General features: G+C 64.2%; 13 protein-coding genes. 1 reads left to right on the forward strand and 12 read right to left on the reverse strand.

What is annotated here, in order from left to right; all coding sequences use genetic code 11:
• Positions 1-41 precede the first annotated feature (41 nt).
• From AC1DJB_RS16765 to AC1DJB_RS16810, 10 genes are all read right to left on the reverse strand, one after another.
• Positions 42-1,973, reverse strand: coding sequence for a DUF5107 domain-containing protein (locus AC1DJB_RS16765; RefSeq protein WP_441433332.1), 1,932 nt, complete (start codon positions 1,971-1,973; stop codon positions 42-44).
• Between the two features lie 151 nt (positions 1,974-2,124).
• Complete coding sequence (locus tag AC1DJB_RS16770) at positions 2,125-2,865, reverse strand: copper homeostasis protein CutC (protein WP_441433333.1); 741 nt, start codon at positions 2,863-2,865, stop codon at positions 2,125-2,127.
• A gap of 52 nt (positions 2,866-2,917) precedes the next feature.
• Positions 2,918-3,334 (reverse strand): acyl-CoA thioesterase, encoded by a 417-nt coding sequence (locus tag AC1DJB_RS16775; protein WP_307054017.1) that lies wholly within the window; start codon positions 3,332-3,334, stop codon positions 2,918-2,920.
• A 26-nt stretch (positions 3,335-3,360) separates the two neighbouring features.
• Positions 3,361-5,457 carry an ABC transporter ATP-binding protein gene (locus tag AC1DJB_RS16780; RefSeq protein ID WP_441433334.1) on the reverse strand — a complete coding sequence of 699 codons (2,097 nt, stop codon included), beginning with the start codon at positions 5,455-5,457 and terminating at the stop codon, positions 3,361-3,363.
• Positions 5,454-7,187: an ABC transporter ATP-binding protein gene (locus AC1DJB_RS16785; RefSeq protein ID WP_284751458.1), complete on the reverse strand. Its 1,734-nt coding sequence runs from the start codon at positions 7,185-7,187 to the stop codon at positions 5,454-5,456. Before AC1DJB_RS16785 ends, AC1DJB_RS16780 begins: the two co-directional genes overlap by 4 nt.
• A 273-nt stretch (positions 7,188-7,460) precedes the next feature.
• Complete coding sequence (locus AC1DJB_RS16790; RefSeq protein WP_441433361.1) at positions 7,461-9,446, reverse strand: MDR family MFS transporter; 1,986 nt, start codon at positions 9,444-9,446, stop codon at positions 7,461-7,463.
• Positions 9,447-9,511: 65 nt separating this feature from the next.
• Positions 9,512-9,994 (reverse strand): MarR family winged helix-turn-helix transcriptional regulator, encoded by a 483-nt coding sequence (locus tag AC1DJB_RS16795; protein WP_059388130.1) that lies wholly within the window; start codon positions 9,992-9,994, stop codon positions 9,512-9,514.
• A 195-nt stretch (positions 9,995-10,189) separates the two neighbouring features.
• A complete protein-coding gene (locus AC1DJB_RS16800) occupies positions 10,190-11,920 on the reverse strand; it encodes a thiamine pyrophosphate-binding protein (protein ID WP_441433335.1) in 1,731 nt (576 codons plus the stop codon).
• Positions 11,917-12,990 (reverse strand): agmatinase, encoded by a 1,074-nt coding sequence (gene speB / locus AC1DJB_RS16805; protein ID WP_441433336.1) that lies wholly within the window; start codon positions 12,988-12,990, stop codon positions 11,917-11,919. The genes AC1DJB_RS16800 and speB overlap by 4 nt, the downstream gene beginning before the upstream one ends.
• A gap of 182 nt (positions 12,991-13,172) precedes the next feature.
• Positions 13,173-15,833, reverse strand: coding sequence for an exo-alpha-sialidase (locus AC1DJB_RS16810; protein WP_441433337.1), 2,661 nt, complete (start codon positions 15,831-15,833; stop codon positions 13,173-13,175).
• 280 nt (positions 15,834-16,113) lie between these two features.
• Between AC1DJB_RS16810 and AC1DJB_RS16815 the strand changes: the two genes are divergently transcribed.
• Positions 16,114-18,102 (forward strand): APC family permease, encoded by a 1,989-nt coding sequence (locus AC1DJB_RS16815; protein ID WP_441433338.1) that lies wholly within the window; start codon positions 16,114-16,116, stop codon positions 18,100-18,102.
• A 75-nt stretch (positions 18,103-18,177) separates the two neighbouring features.
• Here the strand turns inward: AC1DJB_RS16815 and AC1DJB_RS16820 are convergent, their stop codons facing one another.
• Positions 18,178-18,519: a P-II family nitrogen regulator gene (locus AC1DJB_RS16820; RefSeq protein ID WP_059388134.1), complete on the reverse strand. Its 342-nt coding sequence runs from the start codon at positions 18,517-18,519 to the stop codon at positions 18,178-18,180.
• The gene (locus AC1DJB_RS16825; protein WP_441433339.1) at positions 18,516-19,931 is read right to left on the reverse strand and encodes an ammonium transporter; all 1,416 of its coding nucleotides are present in this window, start codon (positions 19,929-19,931) and stop codon (positions 18,516-18,518) included. Before AC1DJB_RS16825 ends, AC1DJB_RS16820 begins: the two co-directional genes overlap by 4 nt.
• Positions 19,932-20,097: the final 166 nt, after the last annotated feature.

Below are 20,097 nucleotides of genomic sequence, written 5' to 3' on the forward strand. Positions count from 1 at the left end.
CTTCCCGACGCATGCGCCCCGGGCCGATGCGCCCGGGAAGTTCAGTGCATCCCGAAGCGATAGCCGGCAGGCACCGGCTCCCCGGGACACACTTCCTGCCACAGCTCGGCGATCCCGTCCTCGCCTTCCCGGATGTCCGGTATTTCGACGCCGTCCCGCAGCATCGCTGCTGCCTCCCGGCCTTGGCCGACACCCGCGAGGGCGAGCGCCGTCAGGAAACGGACGCGTCCGACGTCGGACATTCCGGCAGGTGCCTCGCTCGCCAGGGCGAGTGCTTGGGCGGGGTCTCCGTGCCGGATGCTGAGGGTCATGGCTTCGCTGAGCAAGGGGAGATTGGACGGTTCCAGCCGGCTCGCGGCGGCAAGTTCCGCCAAGCCGTTGTCAGTCTTGTTGGTGGCGAGAAGCGCCAGGGCCCGGCCCCTTGTGGCGAGGACCTTGGAACGGGGCGAGAGGTCCTCGGCAATCAGCGCGGCGCCGTATCCGGCGATCGCACCGCCAAGATCCTGGCGGGCGTGCTTCATCGTGGCCAGGTGGAACTGTGCCTCGGCTCCGCCATCCTTGGCCAGCAGCTCTTCCCAATCGGCTCCGGCCACAAAGGTCCCGGCGCCCAGGAAGCTGGCCCCGTCCAGCAGGCTGTGCCACGGACCCGTTTCCTCGATGGCCTCAGGGGTTGCGTCATCCGCGAAGGGAGTGCCGATTTCGTCCAGCCACCCGCGGCCTGAGTGCCGCCGTCGGGCACTTTCCAAAGCACCCCAAGCACTGCCGCGGACCAGCATCTCGTCCGGAGGCAGGGCATAGTTCCGCGCGGCTTCGGCAAGGGCGACTTCGAGCTCCGCGTCCGGGACGAGGTCTTCGAGCCGGGCGCTGGCGTGGGTCACGGCCGCATCCCAATCCTGGCCGTGGGAGGTTGCGGGATCCAGCTTCGCGTTGCCGTAGGCCTCTACCCAACTCCACTCGGCGCCGGCAGGCATGGCCAGATGCTCGAACTGTGTCTGCGCGAGCCCAGCCTGGATCTCCGCGTAGGGGCCAGCGCCCGGGCTGAGCCATTCCTGCCAGCGCTTCCCGCCGTCGCCCTGGCCCCAGACGAACAGCTTCTTGCCCCGCAGGAGGCTCGTGGACAGCATGGCCAGGCCGTCGCCGTCGTGGTCTACCGCGGCGATCCAATGCCGGTGCCCAGGCTGGATGTCGAAGAAGAAGTCCGCGGCGTGCGGGCTGTTGACCAGCCAGGTGGCGTCCATGCCTTGGTGTTCCGTGGGCCGGACGCGGGCGATGTCGGTGGTGTAATCGCTACCGAAAGCCTCGGAGGCGGGCGCGATCACGCGCGTTTCCGCCGTCTCGGGAACCGCGGCGTTGCTCCACCAGTACATGGGGACCTCGTGGTCATGCGGGTTCCTGATCCGGACCGCTGTGAGTAGGACGTCCGAGTCCTCCGGAAGCCACATGTCCACTTGGAAGACCACTTCGCGGAGGCGTTCGAACTCCCACATGCGCAGAATGTCGTGGCCTTCGGGGGACTTGACGATCGCCGTGTGCAGCGGATCGCACGTGGTGGGCGAGTGACCGCGCGTGCCGATGTTCCATTCGAGCCCGCCGGCGAACCACGCCTTGCGCAGGGCGATGTTGGCGAACTGCAGTGTCCCATGGGTGTGGAGGAGCTGCTTTCCCGAGGCCTTGTCGAAGAGCTGCCAGAGCCGGCCGCCCAAGGTGGGGAGGACAACGGCACGCAGCTTGTTGTTCTCGAGCACGACGGCGGGCACCTCGTGGGCAGTCCGCTCGCGGGAGTAGCCGTCCTGCATCAGGTACGGGAACATGTTCGGCACCTGGCCATAGCGAGCCGCCGCCCGCAGCTCCTCCGGGACGCCGTCGCCGATTCTGTACGGCTGGTCCAACTCAGCCATGACCACCGGCAGGGGGCTATTGGGACCCAACTCCGCCATGTTCAGGGTGATGGTGGAGAAGCTCACGTTTTGCATCTTTATGACTCCTGGAGGCTATTTTCGATCGTAAGACTTCACCCATCTTTGACCCAAGTCGCCGCTGTGTAAAGGGAGCCACCCAACTAGCTCGCATTTGATGTCGTTTTGAGGGCCCAAAACGACATCAACTGCCAGTCAGTTGGGATTGTCAGCGGGAGACGGCGCGGGCGGCCCTCACCAGGTCCCGGTTGGTGACCATGTACGCCGTCGGGTCTGAATCGCCGGGTGTGCCGAAGGAGTCCCCACGGTCCTTCCGCGTGGAAACCGTGGCCTTGGCGGACAAATGGACCGCGCTCAATCCTGCGGCGTGCAGGGCGGGGATATCGTCCAAGGCGAGTCCGCCGCCAGCCATGACCTCAAGCCGCCCCGCCGCCCGCTGGACCATGCGCTCGAGGGTCTCGATCCCCGCTCCCACCGTCGCGGCGCCCCCGGAGCTGAGCACCCGCGTGAAACCAAGTTCCACGAGTTGCTCGACGGCGGCCGCCGGGTCCGGGGTTTGGTCGATGGCCCGGTGGAAGGTCAGTTGGGCATTGGGGTTGGTCCGCAGAGCCGTGTTGGCGAGCTTTCGCGTGGCTTGGACGTCGATGTGACCGGCGGCCGTGAGGACTCCGATCACCACGCCGTGGGCCCCTTGCCCGAGCAGGAACCGGATCTCGCGGTCCATGGTGTCCAAGTCCGCGTCGGAGTACAGGAAGTCTCCTGGCCGGTTGCGGATCAGCGGGTGGATCTCCAGCCGTCCGTCGGCGGCTTCCTGCGCGGCTTCCATCAGCCCTTGGCTCGGGGTCAGTCCCCCGAGCTCCAAGGCGCTGCAAAGTTCAATCCGGTCCGCGCCTTCTTCAGCGGCAACGGCAGCGCCCTGGGCACCGACGGCGACGATCTCGAGTTTCATGGGAAAACTCTAACGGCCACCGCAGTGCCCAGGGCGCTGCTGCAATGCTTCGCTAGGCCCGATAGGGCTCCAGCTGCTCCTTCTGTTCGGGAGTGAGCCTGCGGACACGGCCGGTGGACTCGTCGACGAACGCCAGATGGGTACTCGCGTTGACGCAATCCTGGCCCGTCACGGGATCTTTGATGACGTAGTGAAGGTCAAAACTTGCCCCCTTCACGGCCCCTACCCAGATCTCAACCAGTGCGGGAATGTTCCGGTACTCCAAGGTCCGGACGTACCGGACCTTGTGCTCCACCACGAGGGTCATGACCCCATCCTCAACGGAGTCGAAAACAGAGACCGGTGGTTCCACTCCGGGGAGTCCGGCACCCCGCGGCGGACCGAAGGCCGCGATGCGGGCCTCTTCGAGCATGCGCACGATCTGGACGTTGTTGATGTGCCCGTACGCGTCCATGTCTCCCCAACGCATGGGTACTTGGACCGAAATTCGCTCGCTCAGCTGTGCACCGCCGTCGAGTCATCCACAACCGTCTCCTCGGCATCCTCACCGGCGAACTGCGACATGTAGAGGCGGTAGTACGCACCCTGCAATGCGAGCAATTGGTTGTGGTTGCCCTGCTCCACGATGCTGCCGTTTTCCATCACCAGGATGGTGTCGGCGTCGCGGATGGTGGACAAGCGGTGGGCGATGACAAAGCTGGTGCGATCCGTGCGGAGGGCAGCCATGGCCTTCTGCAAGAGCAGCTCCGTACGGGTGTCCACGGAGCTTGTGGCCTCGTCCAGGATCAACAGCGAAGGATCGGAAACGAAGGCCCTCGCGATGGTGATCAGCTGCTTCTCGCCCGCACTGACGTTGTTGCCTTCCTCGTCGATGATGGTCTGGTAGCCATCCGGTAGCGCACGCACGAAGCGGTCCACGTAGGTGGCCTTGGCCGCCTCCATGATCTGCTCCTCGGTGGCATCGAGGTTGCCGTACTTGATGTTGTCATAGATGGTCCCGCCGAACAGCCAAGCGTCCTGCAGCACCATGCCCACCTTGGAACGAAGCTCGGAACGGCTCAGCTCCTTGATGTCCACCCCGTCCAGGGTGATACGGCCCGCATTGAGCTCGTAGAACCGCATAACGAGGTTGACGAGGGTGGTCTTGCCCGCGCCTGTGGGTCCGACAATCGCGACGGTGTGTCCGGGCTCCGCACTAAGGGAAAGGTTCTCGATGAGCGGCTTGTCGGCCACGTAGCTGAAGGACACGTTCTCGAACTCGACGTGGCCGTCCGTGCGCGGGGGCAGGTGGCGGGCCGCGTTCTCCGGCATTTCCTCGTCTGCATCCAAGAACTCGAAAACGCGCTCAGCAGAGGCCACGCCGGACTGGAGCATGTTGGCCATGCCGGCGATCTGGCCAAGCGGCTGGGTGAATTCACGCGAGTACTGGATGAACGCCGTGGCGTCGCCAAGGCTCATGGACCCGGAGGCCACACGCAAACCACCGACGACGGCGATGCCCACGTAGCTCAGGTAGGACACGAAGTTCATGGCCGGGAAGATGATGCCGGAAACGAACTGTGCCCCGAACGAGGCCTTGTACAGGGCTTCGTTGCGTTCGTCGAAGCGCTCCAGCATGTCCGCGTCGCGCCCGAAGACCTTGACCAGCTCGTGGCCGGAGAACGATTCCTCGATCTGGCCGTTGAGAGAGCCGGTGTTCTTCCATTGGGCGGCGAAGAGCTTCTGGCTGCGCGAGCCGATCACGCCGGCAAGGACGCCGGAGAGCGGCAAGGCAACCAGCGCAATGAGGGCCAGCTGCCAGGACACGATGAACATCATGATGGTGATGCCGAAAACCGTCAGCACCGAGCTGACCAGCTGGGCGAACGCCTGCTGCAGCCCTTGCTGGACGTTGTCGACGTCGTTGGTCACGCGGGAGAGGATGTCGCCGCGCTGGCGGGTGTCGAAGTAGTTCAGGGGCAAGCGGTTGAGCTTGGCCTGGACGTCATTGCGGAGCCGGTTGATGACTTTCATGACGATCTTGTTCAGGATGTAGCCCTGGGCCCACAGGAAGATGTTGGCCACGAAGTACATCAAGAGCACGATCGAGATCAGGAACGTGAGCTTGGAGAAGTTGATCCCGTTGGTGAGCTCCATCTTGGAGACCATGTCCGCGAAGTTGTTCTGGCCGGCTTGGCGGAGTCCTTCGGCGAAGGCGGCCTGGCTCACGCCGGGAGGCAATTGCTTGCCCATGACGCCGCCGAAGATGACGTCCATGGCGCTGCCGAGGATCTTCGGGGCGATGACGTTCAGGACGACCGAGACCACCACGAGGCCGATGACGAAGACGACTCCGGCAGCCTCCGGCTTGAGCAGCCCGAGGAGCCGCTTGGCCGACGGTCCGAAGGCCTTTGCCTTCTTGGCCGGCAGGTTGCCGAACATGCCGCCGTCGGCTTCGCCCGGGGTGTATTCGGTTTCCTCGATGTCGTCATCGTCCACCGCCGTTACGGCACCGGCGGCGTCCGCATCCTTCACTTCCGCAGCGTCGCGCGCGGCCTTCGCTGCTTCGGCCTTCGCGGCCCAGCCGCGCTTTTGCTGATTCTGTTCGCTCATGCCACTTCCTCCGCGCTCAGCTGGGATTCGACGATCTCCTGGTACGTGGGTGATGTTTCCAGGAGTTCTTCATGGGTGCCGCGGTCGACGATTCTGCCGTTGTCCAGGACCAGGATCTGGTCCGCGTCCGCAATGGTTGAGACGCGCTGGGCCACGATGATGACCGTGGCATCCTGCGTCTTTTCCTTGAGCGCCCTGCGAAGGCGGGCGTCCGTGGCCACATCCAAGGCCGAGAAGGAGTCGTCAAAGAGATAGACCTTGGGCTGCGTCACCAGCGCCCGGGCGATGCAGAGGCGCTGCCTCTGGCCACCGGAGACGTTGGTGCCGCCCTGGGCCACACGACGGTTGAGGCCGGAGGACTTTTCCATGACGAAGTCCTTGGCCTGTGCGGTTTCCAGCGCATCCCAGAGTTCCTGGTCCGTGGCGTCGGTCTTGCCGAAGCGCAGGTTGTGCTCGATGGTTCCGGAGAACAGGTACGGCTTCTGCGGCACGGTGGCCACGCGGCTGGTGATCTCGTCGCGGTCCAGGCTGGTGACTGGAACGCCGTCGAGCAATACATCGCCGGACGCGACGTCGTACAGGCGCGGAAGCAGCGACACCAAGGTGGTCTTGCCTGCGCCGGTGGAGCCGATGATCGCGAGGGTCTGGCCCGGCTCCGCGGTGAAGGAGATGTTGCTCAGCACGGGAGCTTCAGCGCCGGGGTATTTGAAGGTGACATCGCGGAATTCGACGCGACCCTTCTTTTCCGCGGGCGCCACGGGCGCCTTCGGATCGTGGATGGAGGGTTCGACGTCGAGGACCTCGCCGATGCGGTCCGCGCACACGGACGCGCGCGGGATCATCATGGCCATGAAGGTACCCATCATGACGGCCATGAGGATCTGCAGGAGGTACTGCAGGAATGCCGTCAGGGAACCCACCTGCATGTTGCCCGCGTCCACCCTTTGGCCGCCAAACCACAGCACTGCCGCCGTGGAAAGGTGCAGGATCATTCCGATGGCCGGGAACATCAGGACAAACAGGTTGCCGATCTTGACCGACACCAGGGTGAGGTCCTTGTTGGCATCGCCGAAGCGCTTGGCCTCGTACGGTTCACGAACGAACGCCCGTACCACACGGATGCCGATGATCTGCTCGCGCAGGACACCGTTGATGGCGTCGATCTTCTTCTGCATGGAACGGAAGAGCGGCATGAGCCGGACCACGAGGTAACCAACCACGGCCACGAGGACGGGAACCGAGACCCAGACGAGCCACGAGAGGCTGAGGTCCTCGCGCAAGGCCATGATGATGCCGCCGACGCACATGATGGGCGTGGACACCATGAAGTTCAGGCCCATCAGCATGAGCATCTGGACCTGCTGGACGTCGTTGGTGCCACGGGTGATCAACGTGGGTGCGCCGAAGCTGTTGACGTCCTTGGCCGAGAAGCTGCTGACCTTCCGGAAGACGTCCCTGCGCAAGTCGCGGCCCATGGCCATGGCCACGCGGGATCCGAAATAGACACCGGCAATGGCCGCGACGACCTGGCCGAGCGCGACCGCGAGCATCAGGGCGCCGGTTTGCCAGATGTAGTTGGTATCCCCCCGGGACACCCCTTCATCGATGATTTTTGCGTTGAGGCTTGGAAGGTAAAGGGTGGCAATGGTAGACGCCAGCTGGAAGATGATGACGGCTAGTATCTGCGGCAAATACGGCTTGGAGTAGCGCCGTATCAGGGTGACAAGCATGCCCACGGATCCTTAATGAGAGTGCGCGAATGAATTACTGCGAATGACTAAATACTGCGAATGACTAAATACATGGATAGCAGCAGGCGCTGACAGTATTAGTCCCTCAACTCTACGAAATCCGTTGCCCCAGCGAAATATCGATAGCCAAATATCATCCTTGCGGCGTAGCTGAGCCGCTGCAGCGCTTCAAAACTCGCTGCAGCGGCTCCCGTCGCCAGCCTGGCAGGCTCCCGGCCCGCGTCCCGCGGGCGCGGAGGAGGCGGACTCCCCCTAGCCCGCGTGCCGCCCGGTTTCGCCCGCCCGTGAGGCATCACCGGCGAGGAGCAGCAAGGCAGCCCGTTCCTGGCGGCGGCGTTCCCGCTTGAGTTCCTTGCGCAGCGCGGCCAACTCCTCGGCGATCCGCGACTGCTCGACGGCGGTGGCAAGTTGTTCTTGCACGCGTACTTGGAGCTCGCGCTGCGCCTTGCTCAACTGAAGCTGTTGCTCGGCCAGCAACCGTTGGGTGCGGGCCAGCTGGTCCTGGACTTCGCGCAGGCCAGCTGCCGGATCGGGCCGTTCCTGCGTCAGGATGCGGGCGAACTCAAGGTCCAGCTCATCGTGCTCCTTCTCGGCTGCCGCTCGGGCGCGGCTGGCACCCAAGGGGGTGCCGGCGTCGTCGGCTGCTGGGACAAACCCAGCGGACTCGATAACCGGCAGGGTGGAGGTGTCCAGAGTCATCCCGGCCTCGCCGGAAGCGTTTGCCAGCAATTCCCTCTCAGGCGTTGCGTCCACGGTTTTCCGCAGTGGAACTTCCTTGATGAAGAGCACTGCTATGAACGCGACCAGGGCAATCGCCGCGGAGATCATGAAGATCTGGGCGGTGGCATCGCCGTAGGCGGCCCGCATAATGTCGCGGATCGGGGCCGGCAAATCCGTCAGGTCCATGCTCGCATTGCTGGAGCCGCCGCTCACCGGGATGTGTGCCGCGGCGAGGCCTTGGGTGGCAAGGTCCTTGACGTGCGTGGCCATGATGGCACCGAGCACCGAAACACCGATCGCACCGCCGACGGAGCGGAAGAATGCCACGGACGCGCTGGCGGTGCCGATGTCCTGCGCGCGGACGGTGTTCTGGACCGCGAGGACCAGGTTCTGCATGAGCAAGCCAAGGCCCAGCCCGAAAATGGCGGTGTAGCAGCAGGTGATCCACAGTTCGGTGGTGTGGTCGATGGTGCCGGTGAAGGCAAGGCCACCGGCCAGGAACACGGTACCCGCCAGGAGGAAGCGCTTCCACTTTCCGAAGCGGCTGATCAGCTGGCCGGATGCCACCGAGCCCAAGAGATTGCCCGCAATCATGGGCAGCGTCAGGAGGCCGGCCTCGGTAGGCGTGGCGCCACGGGCTACCTGGAAGTACTGGCCAAGGAACGTGGAGGAGCTGAACATCGCGATACCGACGGCGACGGAGGCCAGGATCGCCAAAGCCGTGGTGCGCTGGGAGATGATCTTCAGCGGAATGATGGGCTGGGCCACCTTGGATTCGACCACTACCAGCAGGGCCAGGAGAAGCACGCCGCCGCCTACCATGAGGGCGGACTGCCAGGAGATCCAGTCGTAATAGTCCGGGTTGCCGGCGAAGGAAACCCAGATCAGGAGCAGGCTCACGCCCGAGGTCAGCAGGATGGAGCCGAGCCAGTCGATCTTGGCGGGGCGCTTGATGTGCTGGATCTTGAGGGTCACCTGGAGCAGGATGAGTGCGACGACGGCGAGCGGCACGCAGACGAAGAACGTCCAGCGCCAGCCGAGCGGGCTGTCAACGATGAAGCCGCCGAGCAGCGGGCCACCTGCGGTACCGACCGCCATGACGGCGCCCATGTAACCCGAGTACTTGCCGCGGTCCCGCGGCGGAATCATGGTGCCGATGATGGCCTGGGCCAAGGCGGTGAGGCCGCCCATCGCGATGCCCTGGATGACGCGGGCGGTGAGCAGGAAGGGAATGCTCGTGGAGAAGCCCGCCATGACCGAGCCGGCCACGAAGACCACGATGCTCAGCTGGACCAGGAGCTTCTTGTCGAAGAGATCGGCGAGCTTGCCCCAGATCGGGGTAGTTGCGGCGTTGGCCAGCAGTGCGGCCGTGATGACCCACGCGAAGTCCGTTTGCGTGCCGTGGAGATCGGACATGATGGTCGGGAGGGCGTTGGCCACGATGGTGCTGCTCAGGATGGCGGTGAAGAATGCCGCGAGGAGGCCCGTCAGGGCCTCCATGATCTGGCGGTGCGTCATGGGCGCGGATGACGCCGGTACCGCCGTCGAACGTTCTTGTATTCGGGTTGCCAATGCTGCTGCTCCTAAGCTGTGTGGTTCAAGTGGTGGGAGCCGGCCGCCGTTGCCCGGACTGAGTGGTTGAGTGATGTGGTCAATTTCTCCAGGACCTGCCCTGCTTCCAAGGCGTCTTCCTCGCTCCACTCCGCGAGGTAGGCCCGCAAATTGAGGCTGCGCTGTTCTTCGAAGTTCCGGACCTTTTCGATGCCGGCTTCGGAGAGGGCCACCAATTGGGCCCTGCCGTCGGCAGGATCGGGACGGCGGACCACCAAACCGAGTTCCTCCAGTTCGGCGATGTGCCTGCTGAGGACCGGTGGGCTGACGCCGAGCCGGGATGCGAGCTTCGTGGCCCGGGACTCCCCCTCGCCGATGAAGCGCATGACGCCCTGCAAGGCGAACCCGACGTCGGCATCCTTCGCGATGTTCGCGGTCACGATGCAACGCAGCACCCGCTGGAGATCGAAAATCTGATGGACGAGTTCGGTTGCTGTGCTGGATGCTACAGCCATGGAAGACACCTCACTTTTGTTTGCCTAAAGCAACTATACGCCCAAATGATTGCTTTGGGAAACTAATGATGTGTGAGATGCGTTAAACACCTAGCGCGAGCTGGCAGTTAATGCCCTCATCTTTCGAAAAATGGGTCATTACCTGCCAGCTCGCGCTGGGGTGTGAAGCGTCTGGGGTGTGAAGCGTCTGGGGTGTCAGTCGCCCAAGTGCGTCGGGCCGAACATCTTCAGGAGGGTTTCAACCACGACGACGTTGGGGCCGTCCGCGGCGAAGCCCTCTTTGAGCGCGTCCCCGACGTCCTCCGGGGCCACCCTGCGGGCCGGGACGCCGAAGGCCTCGGCAAGCTTGACGAAGTCCGGGCGGGCGAGCTCGGTGGCCGTGGCCTTGCCGAAGGCGCCCACCATGTATTCGCGCAGGATGCCGTAACCGCCGTCGTCCACGATCAGCCATGTGACCGGGACGTTGTGCTGCTTGGCGGTGGCCAGCTCGGAGATCGAGTACATGGAGGACCCGTCACCGGAGACGGCCAGCACGCGGCTCGGCTTGCCCACGGTTTCCAGTCCCACGGCACCGCCGATGGCCGCCGGGAAGCCGTAGCCGAGGCCGCCGGCGCCCTGGGCCGAGTGGAACTGGCCTTCGCGGGAATCCCAGCAGCTCCAGCCCCAGTACGCGGAAATCGTCATGTCCCAGAAGGTCTGCATGTCCGCCGGAACGGCCTCGCGGATATCGGCCATGAACTTCAGTTCCTTGCCGAGGTCCTGCTCTTCAAGCCGTGCCTTGACCTTGGCGAGGGACTCCTTGACGAGGTCCTCGGGCGTGATGCCGTGCCAATCCGGTGCCGCAGCCGTCGCAGCAAGTGCCTCATCCAAGGCAGAATCGAGGGCGGCGAGGGCCTGGCCGGCGTCGGCGCGGATGCCCAGGCCGGGCCGGTTGGACTCGAGGACCCGGGGTTCGGCGTCGATCTGGATGATGCGACCGCGCGGCTCGAAGGTGAAGTAGTTGGACGTCACCTCGCCCAGGGAGGAACCAATGACGATCAGCACGTCGGCGTCCTCGAGGACATCGGTCATGTGGCGGTCTTCGATCCAGGACTGCAGGGACAGCTCGTGGGTCCAGGGGAACGCCCCGTTGCCACCGGGCGTGCAGATCACCGGGGCGCGGAGTTTCTCGGCGATAGACAGGAGCGACTTCTCGGCCCGGCCACGGCGCGTGCCGCCGCCGGCGATGATCGCCGGACGCTCCGCCGTCGAGAGCCATTTGACGGCTTCGCGGATCAGTTCCACACGTGGCGGGTTGTCGGCCGCTTCGGCGAGGGCGTCCTCCACCGGCGGGACCATGATGGGGTCCAGGAGCACGTTCTGCGGAATTTCGATCCACACCGGGCCCTGCGGAGAGGAAATGGCCTCGGTCCAGGCATCCTGGATGGCCGAGGGAATCCCGGACGCGTGCTGGATGAGGCGCTGGCTCTTGGTGACGTTCGCGGCCGAGGCTTTCTGGTCATCGAGCTGGTGGAGCATGCCCTTCCGGCGCGCCCCCAGACCTTCCAACGGGATCTGGCTCGCGACGACGACCATCGGCACGCCGCTCGCGTACGCTTCCTGCAATCCCGCCAGGGACGTCAGCGCCCCCGGACCGGTGGAGAGGAACAGCACCCCGACCTCGCCGGTGGCACGGGAGTACCCGTCCGCGGCGAACGCCGAGTTGTTTTCCACGCGGGAGGACACGAAGTGAAGCTTGCCGCGGCCCATGGCGTCGAACAGGCCCAGGGCGTGCTGGCCGGGGATCCCAAAGACGGTCTTCGCACCGAGCGCCTCGAGGGTCTCGACGACGAGGTCCCCGCCGTTGCGGACAGGCCTGCCAGGGGCCTCAGGCCGCGAGGGGCCCCCGGCCGAGCTTGCGAGGGTGGGGAGCGGCTGGGGATTCACTTGAGGGCCTCCGCAGCGTTGGCGACGAAACCGGCCGGGCGCCGGGATTCCTGGCCAAGCGCCTGGGCAGCGTAGCCATTAAGGGCGCCGTGGCGGCTGCCTTCGACGGCGTTGTCCGCCATGAGGGTGACGAGCTCGTAGGCAACGTGGCTGGCCGCGACGCCCGTGATCTCGGCGTGGTCGTAGGCCGGTGCGACCTCGACGATGTCCGCGCCCACGAGGTTCATGCCGCGGAAGCCACGGATGATTTCGAGGAGCTCGCGGCTGGTGATGCCGCCGGCTTCAGGCGTGCCGGTACCCGGAGCGTGGGCCGGATCGAGGACGTCGATGTCCACCGAAATGTACAGCGGACGGTTGCCGATGCGGTCCCGGATCTTGGCCACGGTTTCGAGGACGCCCTGGTAGTAGACGTCCGCCGAGGTGACGATGCCGAAGCCGAAGCGGTGGTCGTCGTCGAGGTCCTTCTTGCCGTAGAGCGGGCCGCGGGTGCCGACGTGGCTGATGGCCTCGGTGTCCAGGATGCCTTCTTCGACGGCGCGGCGGAACGGGGTGCCGTGGGTGTACTCGGCGCCGAAGTAAGTGTCCCAGGTGTCCAGGTGGGCGTCGAAGTGAAGCATGGCAACGGGCTCGCCGGCGCGTTCGGCGGCGGCGCGGAGCAGCGGCAGGGCGATGGTGTGGTCGCCACCGAGCGTCACGAGCTTGCTTCCATTGGCGGTCAGGTCCAGCGCGTTCTGCTGGATGGTCTCGATAGCCTCGTTGATGTTGAACGGGTTCACGGCCATGTCGCCGGCGTCGGCAACCTGGATATTCTCAAAGGGGCTGACGTCCCAGGCCGGGTTGTACGGGCGCAGCAAACGGCTGGCTTCACGCACGTGGTTGGCGCCGAAGCGGGCGCCGGGGCGGTAGGAAACACCGGAGTCGAAGGGGACGCCGACCACCGTGACATCGGCCTTGGCAACCTGGTCCAGTCGCGGCAAGCGGGCATAGGTGGCAGCACCGGCATAGCGCGGGATTCGGGCCGAATCAATGGGACCGAGGTTGCCGTTGGCCTCAATACGAAGCTCTTCCAAAATGCGCCACTCCTTTGTGAATAGGTGGATCGGACAGTGACTGTGACACCAATCATACACTCAAAGTTGTCTTATATGCATCACTTGTTTACATCAGCAAAAACCGCCATTGTCCCCTCAACAAGACCGGGCCGGGCGCCTTTGCGCCCGGCCCAGCTTGTCATCTCATGCCTCCTCCCGGGCTACTTGTTCCCGAAGGGCGTCACGTGGAAGTCTCCAAACGACACTTGATGGCCGTCCGTATCCAGCACAACGAGGCTGTCCATTCCGTTTTTCACATCGTCGGGCAGCACGAAGGTCAGGGTATTTTGCTGCGTCGGGAAGAACCAGCCCAAACGGTAGCTGCGCTTGTTCAGGTAGACGTAGTACCACTGGCCGTACTCCACGTTGTGGACCGTCACGGTCTGCCCGCTGCGGTACTTATCCGTTCCGAGCCCCAAGTCCAGCGGCGGAGTCGCGCCGATCAACTCCTGGGAAGCCACGGCAGGCTCCGAACCAGGCTTCGCAGGCTTGACCTTCAGCTCGACCGCTGGCCTGGCCAACTGAAGGGACGCAAGCTTGGCACCGTTGTTTGCGCTGACCGGGATGGTGATTGCCGGGATCTGCTTGGCCGCGATGTCGGCGTCGGCCAGCGTGTAGGTGGAGGTGAGGTTGACCGACTCGCCCACGGCCAGGGTTGGCTTGGACAAACCAATGGCCGCAGCCGAAAGGTCCGTCAACGCCACATTGCCGCTGTTGCTCACCGTGTAGGCGAAGGTGACGGTATCGCCCGGACCGGCAAATCCATCCCCGTCAACATCATTGAAGGTGGGAACCACCGATCCGTTCACTTGGGGATGACGGACCATCAGATCCACCTCGTCACCCGTGACCGTGTAGTTCTGGGTGGCAGCCCCACTACCGGTCACCTGCCAGCCGGTGCTGGGGACGAAGAATCCCTGGGCCGCTTCGTCTGCCGTCACGGTGTGCTGCGGGGTGCCGCAGAGGTAATTGCCCCACACGCTAAGGGCGCTGAACCGGCAGTTGCCCGAGCCTGGCGGCAGGAACGGTTGGAAGTTGCCGGACTGCGGGACAACGGATTCCGTGACGTTGCCCGTGCTGTACACCCGGAACTTGTAAGGCACCGTACTACCTACGGCGTACGGGTGGCTTGCCAGGTCCCGTCCGGCGTCATTGCGGGCGCCGAAAATGTAGGCGCCCACCACGTTGCTGGCGGAACCACCCGAAACCGTCACGGACACGGGTGCGGTAATCGACGACCCGCCCACGTTCAACCTGGCGGTCAGGGGAACCGCACCTGCCTTGGCGTACGACGGCGCCGCGACAGTCAGCTGGACAGTCGCCGAGGCGCCCGGATCGAGGGAGGCGAGCTGCGCCGTCGTCGACGTCCAATCCTGCAAGGCATCAAGGCTGACGGTCGAAGCGGGAAGCGGTGAACTGTCGTTGTTGGTGACGGTCACGCTGAGCTGGGCGCTGCCACCGTTCGTGACGGTGGAGGCACCGGGGACGACGACGGCGGCAACCGGGCTCAGCCAGGCCGTGTCGAATTTCCCGAAGGTGATGGTGTTGCTGTCACCTTCGTACAGGACGCCGAAAGTCCCGTCCGAAAGGGCACTCAGGGTGGAGTAGGACATGCTTCCGGGCTTGAAGACGCGCGAGGAGCCCCACGTCTTGCCGTCGTCGGCAGAGTAGCGGACAGTACCGTCCACCCGCGCGCCGCCGGCGGTAGGAGTGGGCGAATTGGAGAAGAGCAGCTTCTTGGCATCCGCCGATCCTTGAGCCGCGTCCGGATACATCCTGGTGATCGAGCCGTTGTTCCGCGGATCCGGGAGTTGCGTCTCGGCAACAGGCGTGCTGTACGTGACACCGCCGTCGGAGGAATACCCCACCTTCCGGAAATGCGGATTGGCGCCGGTGCTGTCCCGCGAGTTCAACATGACGCGGCCGTCGGAGAGTTCCACCGCCTTGTTCTCGTCCATGCCCGTTCCGGTGGGCTTACCCATGTTCCACGTCTTGCCGTGGTCATCGGAGTAGACGCTGTACGCCTGGATCTGGCGGCTCCCGTCGGGCTGGACAATGGTTCCGGCAAACTGCTGGATGAGCCTTCCGGCGTGCGCTCCGTACTTGAGCTGGATGCCCTCGCCGGACGAAGCGAACATGCTGACCACGCCGCCAACGTTGGGGACGCCGTTGACAGTGCTGCCGTTTGGCTTGACGGTACTGGTGACCAGCGGACCTGCAAACCCGGCGTAGGCGGAACCCGCAGCGTAGCTGGAGGGCACAGGCAGGGTGGTCTGATTGGCCGGATCCGTGGACCACGTGAGTCCGCGGTCGGTGGAGACGGACACTTGCGAGCTGATCACGTTGGGGTCGGTGTCGTCGTTGCCGAGCACGCTGCCCGCAAATCCCTGGTTCTTCGAGTAGACGTGGAAGTTGAACACCGTCCCGGTGACTTTGTCCACGACGTAGCTGGGGTCGCTGAAACCGTATTTCTGTACGCCCGCTGAGCCCATCTGTCCCCGCGCGATGAAGGTGGGACTGCCCCACGTCTTTCCGCTGTCGGTGCTGCGCCGCTGGACGATCGAGTTGGCCGAGGGTGAATCGCCCCCATCGGGACGGCCATCGTAGGAAGCCAGGAGGACTCCGTCGCCCAAGTCCGCGAGCGCGACGATCCGGTAATACTTGCCGAGCACGGGGTCGATGGCGTTGTCACCGTTGGAAGCCAGGACCTGCTCGGCGTAGCTTCCCGGAGGGTTGGAGGGAACGTTGGGACTCGGGAATGGATCCAACGCGGCGTAGGCGGGCACAACGGTTGACGTCACGAGAACTGCGGCGGCTGCCAAGGAGACGGCTAGTCTGCCCCGACTCCATCCCGGCCGCCTCCTGACCCTGTCACTGAGTAGCGGGTTATTCATGCGTAGCCCTTTCGTTTTTGGTCACATCCAACATAGGACGTTCTATATGCTACGTGATGCCGCTCACATGCCAAATGCTTGAATGCGTCTTTCCTGGAAGTGACCCGCCTCACAAGCGGCGTAAAGATTCCATAAAGACGGGCATCCACTCCCCGGTACACCCGTACGCTCCATCTGGAGCAGCTTCCAGGCTGCGCGAAAGGACCATGTGACAACGCTGACCAGGCCGCCGGCCGAACCCTCTGACCGGCACAAGCCCGCGGGCGACATCAAACAGGGGCAATTCAAGCGATGGCTGCTCGACGGAATGCCTGAGACCTCGGGAAAACGCCAGGGTCCACACGGCAAGCCGGACGAGGGCCACACTCCCCAGTCCTGGTGGAAGGTCATGTGCCTCACGGGCGTCGACTACTTCTCCACCCTCGGCTACCAGCCCGCCATTGCGGCGCTCGCCGCGGGTATCGTTTCGCCGCTCGCCACGATTGTCCTGGTGGCCGTCACCTTGCTCGGCGCCCTGCCGGTCTACCGCCGGGTGGCTTCCGAAAGCGCCCGCGGCGAAGGCTCCATCGCGATGCTTGAGCGGCTCCTCCCCCGGTGGGGCGGCAAACTCTTCGTCCTCGCCTTGCTGGGATTCGCCGCCACGGACTTCATGATCACCATGACGCTCTCCGCCGCGGATGCGAGCGCCCACGCCATCGAAAACCCTTTTGCACCGGAATGGCTCCATGGGCAGGAAATCACCATCACCCTGGCGCTCATCGCCGGCCTTGGCGTGGTGTTCCTCAGGGGATTCAAGGAGGCCATCAACGTCGCCGTCGTGTTGGTGGGCGTCTATCTGGTGCTGAACGCCGTCGTCGTCGCGGTCGGCTTGGCGCACGTGGTGACCGAGGCGCATGTGGCGACCGATTGGTGGGCTGCATTGAACCAGCAGCACGGCAACCCGTTGATCATGGTGGGCATCGCGCTCCTGGTCTTCCCGAAACTTGCCCTGGGGCTCTCAGGGTTCGAGACCGGCGTCGCGGTCATGCCCCAGATCAAGGGCAGCCCGAGCGACACGGAGGAAAATCCCGCGGGCCGCATCCGCGGCACCCACAAACTGCTCACGACGGCGGCACTCATCATGAGTGCCTTCCTGGTGGCCTCGAGCTTCATCACCACGTTCCTGATTCCGGCCGCTGAATTCCAGCCGGGAGGGAAAGCCGACGGTCGAGCCCTCGCATTCCTTGCGCACCAATTCCTGGGCGACGGCTTCGGCACGGTGTATGACATCAGCACCATCGCCATCTTGTGGTTTGCCGGGGCCTCCGCCATGGCCGGCTTGTTGAACCTCGTGCCGCGCTATTTGCCGCGTTTCGGCATGGCCCCGGCGTGGACCAAAGCCGTCCGCCCGCTGGTCCTGGTCTTCACGGCGGTTGGATTCATCATCACGTTGGTCTTCGAGGCAAACGTGGAGGCCCAAGGCGGTGCCTACGCCACCGGCGTCCTGGTCCTCATGACCTCGGCCTCGATCGCAGTCACCCTGTCCGCGCGCCGGAAGAAGCAACGGGGCAAGGCCCTCGCTTTCGGTGCTGTCGCGGTGGTCTTCGCCTACACCACGGTGGCCAATGTGGTGGAACGCCCGGACGGTATCAGGATCGCTGCCCTGTTCATCCTCGGCATTGTCCTGGTGAGCTTCGCGTCGCGGGTACGCCGGTCCTTCGAACTGCGGGCTACCCACATCAAGATGGACCAGATGGCCCTCGAGTTCACGGCATCGAACGAGGAAGGCCCCATCCGGATCATCGCCCACGAGCCCAAGCGGCTGAGCGCCGACCGGTACGAGTTGAAGCTGCAGCATGCCCAGCAAGCCAACCACTTGCCGGTGGACAGCCACGCGATCTTCATCGAGATCATCGTGGATGACAGCTCAGATTTCGAGCAGGAACTCCTCGTGGAAGGCAAGGTCCGGCACGGCTTCAAGATCCTGGAGATCCACAGCAACAACGTGCCCAACACGCTGGCCGCGGTACTCCTCCACATCCGCGACGTCACGGGACTCATGCCGCACATCTATTTCCGCTGGACCGAAGGCAATCCGATCGCCAATCTGAGCAAGTTCCTCTTCTTCGGCGAGGGCGAGATTGCACCGGTGACCCGCGAAGTGCTGCGCGAAGCCGAACCGGACATCACGCGCAGGCCATGGGTGCACGTGGGCTGAAATGGGCTGAACATGGCAGTGTTGGTGCCGCTCGCCGCAGAGCGGCACCAACAGAGCGGCACCAACACAGTCTTCCTAGCTGATCGCGGAGGCGCCACGCTCCCCGGTCCGGACCCGGACGGCTTGCGAAACGTCGACCGTCCAGATCTTCCCGTCTCCGAACTGGCCCGTACTTGCACCGGAGATGATGGCGTCCACTATTCCGTCCACGAGATCGTCCGTGGCCAGGACCTCCACCCGGATTTTGGGAAGGAGATCGGAATTGTATTCCGCGCCCCGGTACACCTCCACGAAGCCCCGTTGCTGGCCGTAACCGTTGGCTTGGCTCACGGTCATCCCGTTGACTCCAAAGTGTTCCAAAGCTTCCCGGACCTCGTCGATCCGCTCCGGCCTCACGATGGCCGTGACCAGTTTCACGTCGACGCCTTGCTGCGCATCCGATCTGTTTTCCCGTTGGAGCTGGCTTCTGGGTCACCGCTGGAACTCGACGGAGCTTTGCCGTTCTGCGGTTCTCCCGGATTGAAGGACCCGCCAATCATGGCCAGCTCGTAGGCTGTTTCCGCGTGCTCCGTGATGTCGATGCCGGCCAGCTCTTCGTGCTCCTTGACGCGCATGCCCACCGTCTTGTGGATGGCGAGCCCGATGAGCGTCGTCATGATCGCCGTCCACGCAGTGACCACCAAGGCCGTCAATATTTGGGGCCAGAATTGGCTCAGGCCGCCGCCGTAGAAAAGGCCGCCTTCAGTCTTTGCCGAGGGTACCGCGAAGAATCCGAGGGACAGGGTCCCCCACAGGCCGCCGACAAAGTGGACGGCAACAACATCCAAGGAGTCGTCAAGGCCGATCTTGAACTTCAGTCCGATGGCCAGTGCACAGACGGCACCCGCGATGACGCCGATGACGATGGCGCCAATGGGGTCCACGAATCCACAGGCCGGGGTGACCGCCACCAAGCCGGCGACCGCGCCGGATGCGGCACCAAGGGACGTCGCGTGGCCGTCGCGCAGCCTTTCGACAAGCAGCCAACCGAGGAGCGCCGCGCTTGTGGCCAAGAGGGTATTCGTCCAGGCGAGCGCGGCAATTCCATCAGCGGCCAGTTCCGAACCGGCGTTGAATCCGAACCACCCGAACCACAACAGGCCTGCCCCGAGCATCACGAAGGGGAGGTTGTGCGGCCGGATGTTGGGGTCTTTCATGAATCCGAGCCGCTTGCCGAGCACTACCGCAAGCATCAGCCCTGCCATGCCGGCGTTCATGTGGACGACGGTGCCACCGGCAAAGTCGAGGGCCGAGATCTTGCTGCCGATGATCCCTGTGGATCCGAAGAGGCCGCCGCCCCAAACCCAGTGGGCAATAGGAGCGTAGACAATGGTGACCCAGAGGCCGGCAAACAGCAGCCAGGGGCCAAACCTGACCCGTTCGGCCACCGCGCCACTGATCAGTGCCACCGTGATGATGGCGAAGGTGGCTTGGAACCCTATGAAGACCATGTCCGGCAACCCCGGGGCTTTCCCGCCGATGACGCTGGCCAGTCCGCTGAGTCCGAAGTTCGCGAAGGGATCTCCGATGAATCCGCCAAGGGTATCCGGGCCGAACGCGAGTCCGTAACCCCACAGGGCCCAGACCACCGCGACAACGCCGATGGCGCCAAAGCTCATCATCATGATGTTGAGGACGGACTTCATCCTGACCAGGCCGCCGTAGAAGAACGCCAAACCTGGCGTCATGAGAAGGACGAGGGCGGAAGCTGCAAGCATCCAGGCTGTTGCGCCTGGATCGAGGGTCTGGGGGTTCACATCCAGCCCTACGCTGAAGAATACTGGGGTCATTTCGGGAGCCTTCCTGCATATACGGCGCTCCATGGCGCCCGCACGGCGAGACCATTTTTAAAACGAACAGGTCCTGGTACCCCACGGGATACCGACCTTGACGAGTTGCCTTGACTCGAAGGTACAGTCGCCCTGTTTCAGCAGTCGGCACGGATCATTTCAGGCA

The organism is Arthrobacter sp. 01T428 (assembly GCF_056398685.1).

Coding starts and splice junctions, on each gene's coding strand:
- AC1DJB_RS16765 (WP_441433332.1), bottom strand. CDS start 1,973: ATGCAAAACGTGAGCTTCTCCACCATCACCCTGAACATGGCGGAGTTG.
- AC1DJB_RS16770 (WP_441433333.1), bottom strand. CDS start 2,865: ATGAAACTCGAGATCGTCGCCGTCGGTGCCCAGGGCGCTGCCGTTGCC.
- AC1DJB_RS16775 (WP_307054017.1), bottom strand. CDS start 3,334: ATGCGTTGGGGAGACATGGACGCGTACGGGCACATCAACAACGTCCAG.
- AC1DJB_RS16780 (WP_441433334.1), bottom strand. CDS start 5,457: ATGAGCGAACAGAATCAGCAAAAGCGCGGCTGGGCCGCGAAGGCCGAA.
- AC1DJB_RS16785 (WP_284751458.1), bottom strand. CDS start 7,187: ATGCTTGTCACCCTGATACGGCGCTACTCCAAGCCGTATTTGCCGCAG.
- AC1DJB_RS16790 (WP_441433361.1), bottom strand. CDS start 9,446: ATGACGCACCGCCAGATCATGGAGGCCCTGACGGGCCTCCTCGCGGCA.
- AC1DJB_RS16795 (WP_059388130.1), bottom strand. CDS start 9,994: ATGGCTGTAGCATCCAGCACAGCAACCGAACTCGTCCATCAGATTTTC.
- AC1DJB_RS16825 (WP_441433339.1), bottom strand. CDS start 19,931: ATGACCCCAGTATTCTTCAGCGTAGGGCTGGATGTGAACCCCCAGACC.